Annotated in this window: 13 protein-coding genes; 1 reads left to right on the plus strand and 12 read right to left on the minus strand. The window is 28.8% G+C overall.

The window, feature by feature from the left end:
- Positions 1–107: 107 nt before the first annotated feature.
- The 5 genes from LXD69_RS04620 to LXD69_RS04640 all read right to left on the minus strand — a co-directional run bounded on the left by LXD69_RS04620 (position 108) and on the right by LXD69_RS04640 (position 5,880).
- Complete coding sequence (locus LXD69_RS04620; RefSeq protein ID WP_246917859.1) at positions 108–2,885, minus strand: GH92 family glycosyl hydrolase; 2,778 nt, start codon at positions 2,883–2,885, stop codon at positions 108–110.
- A 55-nt stretch (positions 2,886–2,940) separates the two neighbouring features.
- Complete coding sequence (locus LXD69_RS04625) at positions 2,941–3,348, minus strand: hypothetical protein (protein ID WP_045970591.1); 408 nt, start codon at positions 3,346–3,348, stop codon at positions 2,941–2,943.
- A gap of 73 nt (positions 3,349–3,421) precedes the next feature.
- Positions 3,422–4,441: a phenylalanine--tRNA ligase subunit alpha gene (gene pheS, locus LXD69_RS04630; protein ID WP_246917861.1), complete on the minus strand. Its 1,020-nt coding sequence runs from the start codon at positions 4,439–4,441 to the stop codon at positions 3,422–3,424.
- A gap of 98 nt (positions 4,442–4,539) precedes the next feature.
- On the minus strand, positions 4,540–5,502 hold the full coding sequence (locus LXD69_RS04635) for a bile acid:sodium symporter family protein (RefSeq protein WP_045970587.1): 963 nt from the start codon (positions 5,500–5,502) through the stop codon (positions 4,540–4,542).
- 21 nt (positions 5,503–5,523) lie between these two features.
- Positions 5,524–5,880, minus strand: coding sequence for a hypothetical protein (locus LXD69_RS04640; RefSeq protein WP_045970585.1), 357 nt, complete (start codon positions 5,878–5,880; stop codon positions 5,524–5,526).
- Positions 5,881–6,024: 144 nt separating this feature from the next.
- Here LXD69_RS04640 and LXD69_RS04645 point away from each other — a divergent pair, with 144 nt between their 5' ends.
- A complete protein-coding gene (locus LXD69_RS04645; RefSeq protein ID WP_246917863.1) occupies positions 6,025–6,558 on the plus strand; it encodes a CvpA family protein in 534 nt (177 codons plus the stop codon).
- Positions 6,559–6,577: 19 nt separating this feature from the next.
- Here LXD69_RS04645 and LXD69_RS04650 read toward each other — a convergent pair whose 3' ends face one another.
- From LXD69_RS04650 to LXD69_RS04680, 7 genes are read right to left on the minus strand one after another with little or no spacing between them, the layout of a single operon-like run.
- On the minus strand, positions 6,578–7,948 hold the full coding sequence (locus LXD69_RS04650) for a hypothetical protein (protein ID WP_246917864.1): 1,371 nt from the start codon (positions 7,946–7,948) through the stop codon (positions 6,578–6,580).
- Between the two features lie 40 nt (positions 7,949–7,988).
- The gene (locus LXD69_RS04655; protein WP_246917866.1) at positions 7,989–8,750 is read right to left on the minus strand and encodes a tetratricopeptide repeat protein; all 762 of its coding nucleotides are present in this window, start codon (positions 8,748–8,750) and stop codon (positions 7,989–7,991) included.
- A gap of 3 nt (positions 8,751–8,753) precedes the next feature.
- Entirely contained in the window at positions 8,754–10,553 is a 1,800-nt protein-coding gene (locus tag LXD69_RS04660) for a BatD family protein (protein ID WP_246917867.1), read from the minus strand.
- The gene (locus LXD69_RS04665) at positions 10,537–11,334 is read right to left on the minus strand and encodes a tetratricopeptide repeat protein (protein WP_246917869.1); all 798 of its coding nucleotides are present in this window, start codon (positions 11,332–11,334) and stop codon (positions 10,537–10,539) included. The genes LXD69_RS04660 and LXD69_RS04665 overlap by 17 nt, the downstream gene beginning before the upstream one ends.
- Before the next feature lies 1 nt (position 11,335).
- Positions 11,336–12,373 carry a VWA domain-containing protein gene (locus LXD69_RS04670; RefSeq protein WP_246917870.1) on the minus strand — a complete coding sequence of 346 codons (1,038 nt, stop codon included), beginning with the start codon at positions 12,371–12,373 and terminating at the stop codon, positions 11,336–11,338.
- A gap of 11 nt (positions 12,374–12,384) precedes the next feature.
- Positions 12,385–13,389, minus strand: coding sequence for a vWA domain-containing protein (locus LXD69_RS04675; RefSeq protein WP_045970577.1), 1,005 nt, complete (start codon positions 13,387–13,389; stop codon positions 12,385–12,387).
- Complete coding sequence (locus LXD69_RS04680; protein ID WP_246917872.1) at positions 13,386–15,008, minus strand: BatD family protein; 1,623 nt, start codon at positions 15,006–15,008, stop codon at positions 13,386–13,388. The genes LXD69_RS04675 and LXD69_RS04680 overlap by 4 nt, the downstream gene beginning before the upstream one ends.
- Between the last annotated feature and the right edge of the window lies 1 nt (position 15,009).

Here is a 15,009-nt window from a genome sequence, read left to right on the forward strand (position 1 = left end):
ATGAATTTAGTAAATGAAATACAAATATACTATTTACAAAAAAATAAGAATCATAACATGATGAGAAAGAAAAAAATGTTGTACTATTCAATTGTAAATAAAGAATATTAATTTGTTATTATCTCATCTATAAAAATAAAAGCATCTCCACCAAAACCTTGATGCCATTCTGGTAGTTTACCAAAATTAAAAGCTTTTACTTTTATATAACGTGCTTTTGTTTTCACTTTAGTAGAAAAGTTTTTCATAACCGTTTCATATTCTTTTGGATCAGTACTATTCTCTATTGAAGCTATTTTAGTAAATTTCTTATTGTCTTTTGAAATGAAAAATTCCACTTTTGTAGGCATTAAAATCCACGAACGTGTGTCTTGAAGAAAATTAGCACCTAGTTTTGTGATTTTTGTTTCTTTTTGCATATCAATTATAGCTTCGAAATCTTGACTTTGATATCCTTGCCATTCTCCTTTTCGCCAATTTTCATTTCCAAAAATTCCATCTATCAAGCCTTCTGCTCCACCAGCATGATACTGCGGATTATACTTTGATTTAATATCGATAGTATAATTGTTTGGTTTTTTGAAGAATTGAGCTGAAACTGGATTACTATATTCTGCACCTCTTTTAACATAAGCTTGAATTTTTTCAGATGATGAAATTTCTATGGAATTTGTATATTTCATCCAAGCAGGCTTTCCTGAACTTGCATCTTGAAAAAGATAGAAAATTTCATCATTTGGATTTTGAGAAAATATCTCAATCATCATTTTTTCTTTAAACGATTTACTTTGTGCTTCAATAACTGGAACTGGAATTATTTTATTTATTTTTTCCTCTTCATATTTTGCCAACAATTCTTTCAAATAACCTTTCATTCCTTTTTTAGTAATTGTAAGCTGTTTTCCATTTTCAAAATTGACTTTTGCCTTATCAAAATAAGGTGTTGTCTTACTCCATTCAGTATTTCCAGGAGTAACTGAATAAATTCCCATTGAACTTAAAACATACCAAGCACTCATTTGTCCACAATCTTCATTACCTATAAGTCCATCTGGAGTATTCTTATAGAATTCATTTAAAATATAATGGACTTTTTCTTTTGTTTTTTCTGGCTTACCAATATAATTATACAAATAAGCCATGTGGTGACTTGGTTCATTACCATGTGCATATTGTCCTATTAACCCTGTAACATCTACTTGCTCTCTTCCTGTAGTTTTACTTTCACTATTAAACATTTCGTCTAACTTTCTTTCAAATTTTTCATTTCCTCCATACGCTTCAATCATTCCTTTAATATCTTGTGGTACAAAAAACGTATATTGCCACGCATTACCTTCCGTAAAATTATTATTAACTTCTCTTGGATTGAAAGGTTTATCCCAACCTCCATTTTTCTTTGGTCGAATAAATCCAATCTCCGAGTCAAAAAGATTTTTCCATGATTGAGAACGTTTCATGAAATACTGATAATCTTGTTGTTTTCCTAAAAGCATTGCCATTTGAGCAATACACCAATCATCATAAGCATATTCAACCGTTTTAGATACACTTTCATGATCATCATCTATTGAAATAAATCCATTTTTCTTATAGGCTTCTAAACCTAATACGTCTCTCATAGCTGAAGCTTTACTAGCTTCAAAAGCTTTTTCATAGTCAAACCCTTTAATACCTTTAACCATAGCATCTGCAATTACTGAAACAGAATGATAACCTATCATACAATCGGTTTCGTTTGAGGCTAATTCCCAAACAGGTAATCGTCCTCCTTGTTCATATTGCTTAATGAATGTATTAATATAATCTGACGTTCGCTTTTTATCAATCAATGTATACAATGGATGTGCTCCCCTAAACGTATCCCAAAGCGAAAAAACAGTGTAATAATCAAATCCTTCTGCTGTATGAATTTTATTATCACGTCCTCTATATTTTCCATCTAAATCTTGAGCTATATTTGGTTGCATCATAGTATGATATAAGGCTGTATAAAAAATAGCTAATTTGTCTTTATCATTTGAAGTTACTTCAATTTTTGACAATTCTTTATTCCAAAGTGACTCTGCTTCTTTTTTAATTTTTCCAAAATCCCAATGTTTAATTTCTGAACTATTTAGTTTTGCACCATCGTAACTTGTTGGTGAAAGTGATACTTTTACTAAAATCTTCTCTCCTTTTTTAACTTGTTTAGAAAAACTCAATGCTAATTCGACACCTTCATAAATTTTTTCTTCGCTTTTATAATTTGTCTTTTCTTTATTGATAACTAAAGGCACATTAAATTCAATTCTGGCATACACATATTGGTCGCGAGCCCACGCTTCACTCCTTCTCAGAACTTCAATAGTTTTATCATCAATAATTCGTATTCTTCCTTCTAATAATTTATCACGATGATTCAAATCCAGAATAATATTAGCTTGACCATTCTCATTAAAAGTATATTCATGAAAACCCACTCGTGTTGAAGTAGTAAGTCGGACATCTATATTGTGTTTGTCTAATGTTACGCTATAAAATCCGGCAGAAGCTCTTTCGTTATCATGAGAAAAAGTAGAAGAATAGATTTTATTATCAAATGAAGGTTCACCCATAGTTGGCATTAACATAATATCACCATAATCAGAAACACCTGTTCCATTTAAATGTGTATGTGAAAATCCATATATTAAATTATCTGAATAATGATAACCACTACAACCATCCCAGCTACCATCTATTCGAGTATCAGGTGATAGTTGTACCATTCCATAAGGAACTGTTGCGCCAGGAAATGTATGACCGTGTCCGCCAGTTCCAATAAACGGATTTACATGTTTAGCAAAATCTTGTGAGAAAACAGTACTTGTAATAAAAAGTATAGAAAAAAGAAAAATCCTCATTTTATAGGTTTATTTAGACCTTAAAATTGAGGATTTTTTATGAATTATAAAAATTTTATATTGCCATTACACCACGTTTATTAATCGCAGGTAAGTCTGATTGTGCTTTTTCATTAATTCCGTTGACTTTAAAAATAAATTTCTTATCAAACATTTTATTGTTTAAAAAATACGATACTAAAAACTCATTGTTTAATTGTAACACATTATTTTCTAAGAATTCTATTTTAACAGCACTTTGTGGTTCTACTTTTGCAAAAGCATGTCTAAGTGATGATGTATTCCGGTTTTCCCCATTTATTAGCCCGTAAGCTCTAGAAACTATCATTGCCATTTCTAAAGGTTCGTTTGTTGCATTTAATAAATAAGCATACCAGCAATCTTCCTGAAAATCGTCATTCCACTCTCGTATAGCAACGATATGTACGTTTTCTACTTTTGGAATTTCTATGTCTTTTTTCATATTATTAATGTTAAAAGCCGAAAGCAAAACCATTATAGTGTTAACTTTCGACTTAAAATTATTTTTTTATTTATTATAAGCTTGATTTAAATTGCTCTAGGAAACGCACATCATTTTCATAAAACATACGAATATCGCCAATTTGATATAACAACATTGCGATACGCTCTATTCCCATTCCGAAAGCAAAACCAGTATATTCGTCTGGATTAATATTACAATTTTTTAGAACATTTGGATCCACCATTCCACAACCCATAATTTCTAACCAACCTGTTCCTTTTGTGATTCTATAATCGATTTCATTATTTAATCCCCAATAAATATCTACCTCAGCACTTGGTTCAGTAAATGGAAAATAAGAAGGTCTTAATCTAATTTTAGATTTTCCGAACATTTCTTTAGTGAAATACAACAACGTTTGTTTTAAATCGGCAAATGAAACATCTTTGTCAATATATAAACCTTCCACTTGATGAAAAATACAATGTGACCGTGATGATATATCTTCATTACGAAAAACACGCCCTGGAGAAATAGTTCTGATAGGTGGTTGATTGTTTTCCATATAACGTACTTGCACTGATGAAGTATGTGTACGTAGTAAAATATCAGGATTAGTCTGAATAAAGAAAGTATCCTGCATGTCTCTAGCTGGATGATATTCTGGCAAATTTAATGCGGTAAAATTGTGCCAATCGTCTTCAATTTCTGGTCCTTCTGATACATTGAAACCTACATTCGAAAAAATATCAATAATTTGATTTTTTACAATAGAAATAGGATGACGAGAGCCAATGTTTATAGGCTCACCTGGACGTGTTACATCTCCATAAATCCCTTTTACAACTTCTTTGCTTTCTAATTGTTCTTGAATAGCAGCGACTTTATCTTCCGCAGTGTTTTTTAACTGATTGACAATTAATCCAAAATCTTTTCGCATTTCATTTGGAACATTTTTCATATCAGCAAACAACTCTCTTAGCAAGCCTTTGCTTCCTAAATATTTGATACGGAATTCTTCTAGTTTCTCTTTACTATCAGTATGAAAAGCTTTGGCTTCTTCAATATGATTTTTAATCTTGTCTATCATCGCAAATCTTAAAATGGACTGCAAATTTACAAATTAAATTTTTTTGTTTTGATTTAATTCTAAAGTTTGTCAGTTTCTATAGAAAATCTATAAAAAATCTAACTTTTTTCTCTTGTTCCTAATTTGGAGGCTATTACACTAATAATAAAAATTTGAGTCGCGTGAAATAACATTAAAGGCAAAAGAATAATTCCTGTAGAAATAGTTGAAGGGAATAAAATTTTTGAGAATACTGTTCCATGAACCAATGATTTTTTGGTTCCACAAAACTGTGCTGTTATTTGGTCTTCTTTGTTAAAATGGAGTTTTTTAGAAAAAAATCCAATTAAAGAATACACCACAAAAAAGAGCAATATATCTATCGTAAAAATCAATACTAAATCTACTATTTTAACCGATGTAAATACATTTTCCTCAAAAGATTCTGCAAAACTTTTATAAATAATTAATAAGATAATCGACTTATCAAATAAGGTTAATTGCTTGTTATATTTTGCAGCATATTTTCCGAAAAATCGTTGTAAACTAAGACCTAAAATAACTGGTAAAAGAATTTCTGTTGCTAATTTGATATAGATTACACCTAAATCAAAATCGGTTGAAGCTTGTTGTAAAAACAATCCCATCCAAAGTGGTGTAATTACTATTCCAATTAATCCTGAAATACTAGCATTGAAAATTGCTGCTGGAATATTACCATTAGCCATTGAAACCATTACAACTGAAGAAGAAACGGTTGAAGGCAAAGCTGCTAAAAATAAAAAAGCTAGCCAAATTATTTCTTGATTTTCTGAAGTTATAAAGGGCTTATAAACCAGTACTAGAATTGGGAACAATAAAAAAGTAGACAACTGAACCAAAACATGCAATTTCCAATTCTTTAGTCCACTTTTAATTTTATCAGGATGCAATTTTAATCCGTAAAAGAAGAAAATCAAAGCAATACCTATGCTTCCTATTAAATCTAAAGGAATCTCGCTGTCTTTTGCACCCAACTGTGGAAAAAGATAGGCTAAAAGAACTATTGCTATAATAGCTAATACAAACTTATCTATTTTCATTTTACAGTTTACAGTTACAAATTAGTCAATTAACTCGCTATCAAGGAAATAATTCACAATAGCATCTTTCATTAATACAGTTTGTTCTCCTGCTTTTAGTACTGGCAATTCTTCTTTTACTTTATAATGTGGCCAACCGTCGTTATCAAAATATTCAAATTCGTAATATCCGTAAGGTTCTAATAATCGACAAATAGCAATATGCATTAGATTTACTTTTTCATCTTTTTTAAATTCTTGTTTAAATTTACCTAGTTCTTGAATACCGATTAAATATATAATTCCATCTAAATCTAATTCTTCTCCGTCTGCAAATTTATCTGATAATATTTTGACAACGCTTTCCCAACGTTCTTTTAATTGTTCGTCTCTTGACATTTCTTTATATATAGATTAAAAAACAAAGATGAAAGATACAAGACTTTCACTTTGTGTTAATTTTAGTTTTGACAAAGATAAAGCTGAAATTTGGTTTTAAATAATTTCTATTATCTTTATTCTTTAATCTATTTTCTTTTTAGAATGAGTTTTATTGATATTATTTTTACTGTTTTATTGTGTTATGCTTTATATAAAGGGATTAAAAATGGCCTTTTTGTAGAGCTCGCTTCTTTGATTGCTTTAGTTACTGGAATATTTGCTGCTATTAAGTTTTCTTATTTAGTAAAAAATATTTTAGAAACCAAGGTAAGTTGGGATCCTAAATATATTGAAATAACCGCTTTTGCTTTAACTTTTATCTTAGTTGTAGCACTAATTCATCTTTCTGCAAAGTTATTGACTAAAATAGCCGATTTTGCTTATCTAGGTTGGATTAATAAATTAGCAGGAGCTTTTTTTAGTGCTTTAAAAACCCTTTTATTGTTAAGTATTGTAATTTTATTATTTGAAAAAATCAACATTAATAATACATTGGTAAAACAAGAAACGTTAGATAAATCTATTTTTTATAATCCTACAAAAGAAATCTCTGCTTTTTTATATCCAAAGATAGAGGAATGGTATACTGATTTAAGTTCAAAGTCGAAAGTTGAAAACACAGAAGAAAACAATTAATTTTCTTATTATTATAAAATCAACTTCCACAACCTCCACAACCTCCTCCGCAAGAGCTTCCACAACTTGAACCACAAGAACTTCCACAGCTAGAGCCACAACCAAAATTATTATTATTTCCAGAATATGTTTGAACAATAGGCATAAATGAAACAGATAACAAAGCTGTTCCAATTATAAAATAGTTCCATTCCCAGTTATTATAATTTGATTTATTTAAAGGAATAATCCTTTCCTTAAAATAATTTACAATTATTTTATTTATAGCTTTTTTAGAAAATGATCTTAAAAAGTATAATGCAAAAAACAAAAAAATTGCATTTAATATAACTATATAAATGACTTCTTTCCCTCTAATAAAACCAATGAATACTCTTGTTAATCCAAAAACCATTATACTAGAAAGGGCAATAAGATTAACTTTATATAAATCAAGTACTATTTTTGAATTTACAAACGTTTTTGTTATTGATGAAGCAGCTCTTGAAGCTTTATTAATAATGGGTTTATCAATCAACGTTTCTAAGAGTTCTTTATAAGACATGGTTTGTTTTCCTTTAAAGCAATCTAATACAGATTTAAAAATAGGGTTTGAATTATCTATGTTTGCGTTAATCAATTTAATGCTATCTTTAGTTTCTACTTTCAAATTTTTATTAACTACCAAATAGTTTACATAACCATGAACAATCATTTTTAATTGACCTGATTCAATGTAAATTAATTCACTTGGTGTTAAATTTTTCAATATTACATTTGGTGTATCACTCAATTTACGATACAACTTATCCGTATTATAAAAATGTAGCCCTAAAAATGTAGCAACACTTACTAAAATAAAAAACAACACAAAATAAGGATTATCGATAGACACGTATAAATCGTAAAGGAATAAACGAAACAATAGTACAAATATTAACACTAAGGGAATTGACAAAGAGGAATAAAAAGTAATATCTCGTTTTGATTTTTCAATTTCTAAAGCTTCAACAAAGGTATTATATTCCCAAAATTCTTTAGGCTGATCTCCAAAAACACTCTCATATAATTCTTTAGTGCGTTTTTTAGCAGCCAAGAATTTATCTATTTCTTCTCTATTATGAGTGGAAGGAATGTGTTCAATTTTTTTACCTAGGATATCTCCAAACTCTTTATAAGATTGAGTAAAAATCAAATGTTGATGCCAAACAATATCTACAATTTCTGAAGGAGAAACCATTTGATTAGAAGTAGCAGCCAAATACATGAATTTCTTATATTCTTCAATAGCTTTTTGAGTGAAAAATGTTGTCCATTCATTTTCGTAAGCCAAACGAGTAGAAAAACCATATTCTGAAAGAGGAAAATCGAAATCGAATTTTTTAATTTCTTCCCAAAGTGCTATATTCATGTAAATCTATTTTCAATAGACTCAAAAATAGAAAATAATCCTAATCCTTCAATTCTTTAATCGCTTCTTTTTTTATCCAACCTTCTGTTTTGTCTGTTAATTCAATTCGTTTCCAATTGTCTAAGGTTTCTTTCACATAAACTTTTGTTCCTTCATGAAGTGTGAATACGTTTTCTGAACTATTTTTTGGTTCTGATTTTACATTTACAACTTCTTCAAAAATAATTGCTGGTCTAATGATTTTTGTAAATCGTTTTTGCAAGAAAGCAGATGTTATGGAAAATAATAGTAATCCTAAACATACAAACATTCCAAGAAAAAATATTCTCTTAATCATTGTTGTTGAAGAAAAATAATATCCTAGAAACGAGATTAAGAATAATACTGATAGGCTAATTGAAATCCATGCCCAAATGTCATAATGAAACCATAATGTAACTTTATATACAAAATTTGAAAAACCAACGCTTGGTATTACTTTTATGTCATCAATTGCAGTTTTTTGAGCAAAAGACAAGTTTGTTTTAACACTTTCATCGTCTGGATTTAAAAGTAATGATTTTTCAAAATTATAAATTGATGGTGCTATTTCTCCTAACTTATAATAGCAATTTCCTAAATTAAAATATAATTCTGCTGATTCTACCTTGTTTTTTGTTAAAATGTTTTCATATTTCTTTATAGCTTCTGCATAATTTTCTTTTCTATAAAGCTCATTCGCAAGGTCAAACTGCTTTTTTACTTCTTCTTGAGCAAAAAGGAGATTGGATAATAAAATAATAATATAAACTATCTTTTTCATCTTTTATGATAATTGCTTTTCTAAATCAGAGATTACTAATACTGCTTTTTCAAAATCTTGTTGCATTGTAACATTTGAAGAAGGTGCGTAGCGTGCAAATTCACAATCATTCATTAATGCAATAAATTGACTTATTGTTTCGTTACTTGCTGCTTTATTTTCTAATAATTCTTGAATGTTTTCTTTACTCATTTCCGATGTTTCAATGTGTAATTTTGCCTTCAAGAAATTATGCAATGCTTTTTCCATAGCCATATAAAATGGCACTTTATTTCCTTTTTGTTTTTTAGCTTCTGAAAGGTATTTTTTTGCTAGTCTATTATTTCTTCTTATTTTATTTCCAAATTCATCTGCGTCAATTGCTTCTTTTTTCTTTCTAACCAAAATTATTATTGGCACTATTAAAAAAGGTGCAAATAAAAGAGCGTAAAATAGTTTTGTTCCTAAAAAATCTTTTTTGCTAACTTCTGCAAATTCTGATTTCAGCTTTATAAATTGGAAATTTATACTTTTTACAACTTTTTGTTTGCTTGTATCTGTTGGATTATTTTGAGTAGATGTAAAATTTGGATTATCCAATACGTTAATTGTAACTTCTTCGGAAGTAACTGTTTTATATGAATTTGTTTTTAAATCAAAATATGAAAATTCAATTGGTTTTATTGTGTATTTTCCTTTAAATTGAGGAATAATTGTATAATTATCAGAGATACTTCCATTCATTCCTGAAAGTGGAACATTTACTTGCTCTTTATGTTCTGGATCAAACACTTCAAAAACACTAGGAAACTCTGGTTTTGGTAAGTTAAATAATTTTAAATTTCCATTACCTGATACGCTTATTTCTAAATTTAATGATTCTCCGCTTTTTAATTCTTCTTTTGATGGTTTTACTGAAAAATCAAATTTTCCAACAGCACCTGTGAAACTAAGAGGTTTTCCTTCTTCTGGAAATCCTTTAACTTTTATTTTCTTTACACCTGTGGAAACATTTTTAGTAGTTGGAACGTAAATAGAACGTACAAAAGAGCCTATTTGTTCTCTTTTTGGCACGTTTACTTCTAATGAAATGGTTAATGGTTCTATTTCTTTATCTCCTTGTTCTAAAGGATATAAAACTGCTCTTTTTAGAACAATCATTCCATATTGTTGTCCATTATAAGTAACTAATTCTGGCTGTAAATCTTTAACTTCAATATTTTGACTCCAAAATCCTTTATATTTTGGTGATTCTCTTTCTTCAAAGTTACGCAATCTGAAATTTGGATCGAAATATAGCTTATAAACGATTGTGACAGGCTCGTTTATATAAGGATTAGATTTTGAAACTTCAGACACAAGATGAATTCCTTCTCCTGCTATATAATCAGGGCTATTTGGATCTTTAGGAACTTCTCGTGCTTCGGTTATTGTAAATGTTATCGGATTTGATTTAAATATTTTTCCTTCATATTCTATTGAGGCTGGAGCAATTGTAAATTTTCCTTGATTTAATGGTGTTAAATAGTAAATTATTTGTGTTTGTATAACTCGTCTTGTTACAGCTTGTCCATTAGTAATCACGATAGATGTTTCTCCTCCTTTATTGATTATAGGTCCTTGTGCTCTAAAATTTTCGAAAGAAGGTGGAACAAAATTATCTCCTTCGTTATTTATTGAAAATATTATACGAATCTTTTCGTTTAAGGCATAAGATGTTTTATGAGAACTAGCTTCAAACTTAACTTCTTGAGAAAGAAGCATTGTTTGAATAAAAAGTACGATTATTACAAAAAGGTTTTTCATCTTACCAATCTTTTTCATTTGTTGATGGTCTGGCTTTTACTTTTTTTGCATTTAACTTGTCCTGAATTTTTTTCTCAGCATTATCAACCGCATTAAGTAGGTTTTCTATTTGCTGTTTATTTACTCCAGATGGTTTAGGGTTTCCGTTTTGGTCTTCTTTTTTATCGCCATCTTGTTTATCATTCTTATCGTCTCCTTCTTTTTTCTTATCGTCTTTATCTCCTTTATCAGAATCTTTTTTGTCTTTGTCTTTCCCGTTATCTTCTTTGTCTTTTTTATCCTGATTATTTCCTTTATCTTCTTTTTTGTCTTTATCTTGTTGATTCTGATCTTTGTCCTTATCTTTATTTTTATCGTTCTTTTTAGGTGGATTTTCTTTTTGTTTTTTCTTTGCTAAAGCATAGTTATAACGTGTTTCTTCATCATTAGGATTATTTCGTAAAGCATTTTTATAAGCTTCAGCAGCAGCAGCATAGTTTTCTTCTAACATAAAAGTATTCCCCAGATTATGAAATGCTTTGTGTTTTTCTTCTTTAGTTTTTGAAGTTTCAATAGCATTTAAGTATTTATACTTTGCCTCACTTGGTTGATTTTGTCTATAAATACTGTTTCCTAAATTATAATTTGCTACTGCTTTTTTTTCTTCATTATTTGATTGAGAAACTCTAAAGTTACTCTCAGCTTTTGTATAACTTTTCCCATCAAATGATTCTGTTCCATTAAATAAGTTTTTGTCTTTATTCTGACCAAAAAACAAAGTTGATGTAAATAAAACTATTGTTATAATTATCCTTTTCATATTACCTTTCATTAAATAAATTTAATCTTTGCAACCATGATGTTTTTCTTTCTAAAAAGAAAATATCTAGAAACAATAAGAAAAATGCAATTCCAATAAACCATTGATATTGTGTTTGATACTCTGCTATTTCTTGCGATTCAAATTCTGTTTTTTCAATATTATCTAATACATTTTTAACCTGTTCTACTACTTGTTTTGTATTACTATTTTCTATATAAACTGCATTAGTATTTTTTGCAATGTTTTCTAATATTGTTGGATTTAGTTTTGTAATAACTACTTCCCCATTATTATCTTTTTTATATTCTGCTATAACTCCATTATCTGCTTTTATTGGAATTGTACCTCCATTAACTGTTCCAACTCCTATTGTTATAATTTTAATTCCTTTTTCTTTAGCAATTTCACTTGCTTCATTTGCTCCATCTCCATGATCTTCTCCATCAGAAACTAATATAATTAATTTACTAGTATCAACAGCATCAAAGTATGTTGTTGCTAAATTAATTGCATCGTTCAATGCTGTTCCTTGAGACGATAACATATTAGTATTCATATTTTGAAGATACATTTTAGCTATGCTATAATCGGTAGTCATTGGTAAAACAGGATATGCACTTCCCGCATAACCTACAATTCCAATTCTATCGTTACCAAGACTATTAATTATTTGACTAATTAATTGTTTTGATTTTTCTAATCTACTTGGGGCTATATCTTCTGATAGCATACTTTTAGAAATATCTAGAGCGAAAACAATATCAATTCCTTGTCTTTTGACTGTTTCCATTTTAGTTCCAATTTTTGGATTAACCAAAGCCAAAATAAGTCCTGTTAGCGCTAAAAGTATGGTTACAAATTTTAAAACAGGTTTAAAACGAGATTTTGTTGGGCTTAATTGCTTTATTAATTCTAAATCTCCAAATTCTTTTTGCTTTTTCTTTTTCCAATATACCTGAAACAAGAACAATGCTATTAATAATGGAATCAATAACAACAAGTATAACAATATAGGTTCTTCTAACTTATGATACATTTTTATTTTTTTTAAACAAATCCTCTAAAAACAGTGTTTCGTAAGATAATCTCAATTAATAATAATCCGAAAGCAAACCAAATAAAAGGTTTGAATTTTTCATCATAATTAAAGTATTTTTTTTCCTCTACTTCGGTTGTTTCTAGTTTATTGATTTCAGAATAAATTTCTTCTAATTTTTTATTACTTGTGGCTCTAAAATACTTTCCATCAGTTGTTTTTGCAATTTCTTTCATTAGTCCTTCATCAATTTCTACTTGCATATTTCTAAATAAAAATCGTCCATTTGCATCTTTTGCGTAAGGAAAAGGAGCCATTCCGTTTGTGCCAATACCTATTGTATATACTTTTATTCCATATTGCTTTGCTATATCGGCTGCCATTCTTGGATCTATTGTTCCTGAATTATTAACTCCGTCTGTTAAAAGAATAATAATTCTACTTTTTGCTTTACTATCTTTTAATCTATTAATTGCTGTTGCTAATCCTACGCCAATTCCTGTTCCATCTGCAATAATAGAATCGTCATATTCTACTGTTTTTAATGATTGCAAAACAACTGTTTTGTCTGAAGTTACAGGTGTTCTGGTATAGCTTTCTCCTGCATAAACAACTAATCCAATTCTATCATTAACCCTATCTTCAATAAATGTTGATGCTACTCTTTTTAACGCATCAAGTCTATTTGGCTTTAAGTCTTTTGCCAACATACTTCCCGAAACATCAAGAGCCATTACAATATCAATTCCTCTCGTTGTTCTTGATTTTGCTGTTACATCTACACTTCTTGGTCTTGCTAAAGCAACTATAATTGTTGACAGCCCTAATATTCTTAATACAAAAAGCAATGGTTTTAATCTTGAAAGTAGTGTTCTATTATTCTTAAATGGTGCTAACGTACTCATTTTAATAGTAGCTGTTTGCTTTTTTTTAGAATATATAAACCAACCTATTGCTAATGGTAATAGCAAAAACAGCCAAAAAAACTCAGGATGTAAGAATGTTACATTTTTCATTTTTCTGTAGTTTTTCTAAGTTCAACTGAATTTATTACTCTTTCCATAATTTGTTGTGCATATTCATCATCATTTTTATAGATTAGTAAAAGTTCTTGTGATCCTCCTGGTTGTGAAAAAACTAATACTTCATAATTCATTTGTTGATCTTCTTTTTCTATAAGATTCATTGCAGTAAATGTACCATATGCTTTTTTACCTGTTAACCCTTTAGCATCTTCATAATCTTCATTCTTAACGGTAATGTTTTTTGCACCTAACAATTCCATTTGTTTTAATTTAACCTCAACAATTCTATCTAAATCTACTGAAGTAGTATCTTTAAATGCAGTTGTTGCTAATGCAATAGAAAAATTATCTAATAAACTTCCATAAGTAAAGTTTGCAATAGCTTTCACATGTGAAGGAAGGTTATTTTGGATACGTTCATCATTAATTCGGTTTAAAACTTTTGGTGTTGAAATTATAATTGCTGGATCTCCATATTCAGAAGTTACCCATTCTTCATTTAACAATGATTTTGCATTATGCCCAAGCCAATTTTCTCTTACGTAATCTGTTCCTTTTGTTATACCTATAAAAACCGCTCCTAATAGCAACAAAAACAAAACTAAGGATATTGGAATAAATAATCGTTTTAGCTTTTGAGAATGTTCTTTTTTTCGTTTTAATTCTTCTGTAAATAAATTTTCTGTTTCTTCTTCAGTTCTTGGAATTGCTTTATCTAATGACATTAAGAAAGCATCAACCATTTTTTTATCATTCTCAATTTCAAAATCCAATGGTTTTGATTTAGCAAATTTTACTAAATCAGCATTAGACATTACTCTTTTAAATTTATCTAAAATATCTTGACTTAATTTAATTTTTCTCCTTTTAACAGTGTTTTTAAGTGTTTCAAATAATTCATTTGAGGTACTTTCCATTGCTGGAATTTCAACAGCTTCTTCAAGGTAATATCTGGTAATGTCTGTCAATTCTGAATAATATGCTTTCGTTTCTCCTTTTTGCCACAATTCTTTTCCTTCTAAACTTTGTAATTGTGCTAGTGCTTTTTCTATAGGTGAAGCGTAAAGAATAGCTTCTTCCTCATTTTTTTTTACTTGTTTCTTCTTAATTAATAAATATGCAATATATCCTATAGCAAGTATTAATATAATTCCAAATATAACATATAACCAAAAATAATCTGTTGGTTTATCAACATGTATAATTGACTTAATATCATACATTTGTTGCTTTGTTGTATCTACTACTACATTATTAACAACTATAGCAAAAGAATCTGTACGTGTTGTTTTATTATTAATAATAACTTGAAGTGGTGGAATTACATATCGACCAGAATCGAATTGAGTTAATCCATATTTTTTTATTAATTCAAGCTTATCGTTGTTTTTAATTGAATCTACAGGATATGACTCTAAAACTTCCAATTGTCCAAAAAATGGACTTTCTGGAAAGACTACTTTATCATTTTTAGAAACATTCGCTTTTATTGTTAAATTAAATTGTGATCCAATCTTAATTTGAGTAGAATCGACTGTTGACTGTATCGATTGCGAAAAAGCAAACGAACTAATTAATAGATAAAAAATTATATTTATTTTTTTCAACATC

Origin of the sequence: Flavobacterium sediminilitoris, assembly GCF_023008245.1 — a bacterium.
GTDB lineage: Bacteria > Bacteroidota > Bacteroidia > Flavobacteriales > Flavobacteriaceae > Flavobacterium > Flavobacterium sediminilitoris.

Coding starts and splice junctions, on each gene's coding strand:
- LXD69_RS04620 (WP_246917859.1), bottom strand. CDS start 2,885: ATGAGGATTTTTCTTTTTTCTATACTTTTTATTACAAGTACTGTTTTC.
- LXD69_RS04625 (WP_045970591.1), bottom strand. CDS start 3,348: ATGAAAAAAGACATAGAAATTCCAAAAGTAGAAAACGTACATATCGTT.
- pheS (WP_246917861.1), bottom strand. CDS start 4,441: ATGATAGACAAGATTAAAAATCATATTGAAGAAGCCAAAGCTTTTCAT.
- LXD69_RS04635 (WP_045970587.1), bottom strand. CDS start 5,502: ATGAAAATAGATAAGTTTGTATTAGCTATTATAGCAATAGTTCTTTTA.
- LXD69_RS04640 (WP_045970585.1), bottom strand. CDS start 5,880: ATGTCAAGAGACGAACAATTAAAAGAACGTTGGGAAAGCGTTGTCAAA.
- LXD69_RS04645 (WP_246917863.1), top strand. CDS start 6,025: ATGAGTTTTATTGATATTATTTTTACTGTTTTATTGTGTTATGCTTTA.
- LXD69_RS04650 (WP_246917864.1), bottom strand. CDS start 7,948: ATGAATATAGCACTTTGGGAAGAAATTAAAAAATTCGATTTCGATTTT.
- LXD69_RS04655 (WP_246917866.1), bottom strand. CDS start 8,750: ATGAAAAAGATAGTTTATATTATTATTTTATTATCCAATCTCCTTTTT.
- LXD69_RS04660 (WP_246917867.1), bottom strand. CDS start 10,553: ATGAAAAAGATTGGTAAGATGAAAAACCTTTTTGTAATAATCGTACTT.
- LXD69_RS04665 (WP_246917869.1), bottom strand. CDS start 11,334: ATGAAAAGGATAATTATAACAATAGTTTTATTTACATCAACTTTGTTT.
- LXD69_RS04670 (WP_246917870.1), bottom strand. CDS start 12,373: ATGTATCATAAGTTAGAAGAACCTATATTGTTATACTTGTTGTTATTG.
- LXD69_RS04675 (WP_045970577.1), bottom strand. CDS start 13,389: ATGAAAAATGTAACATTCTTACATCCTGAGTTTTTTTGGCTGTTTTTG.
- LXD69_RS04680 (WP_246917872.1), bottom strand. CDS start 15,008: ATGTTGAAAAAAATAAATATAATTTTTTATCTATTAATTAGTTCGTTT.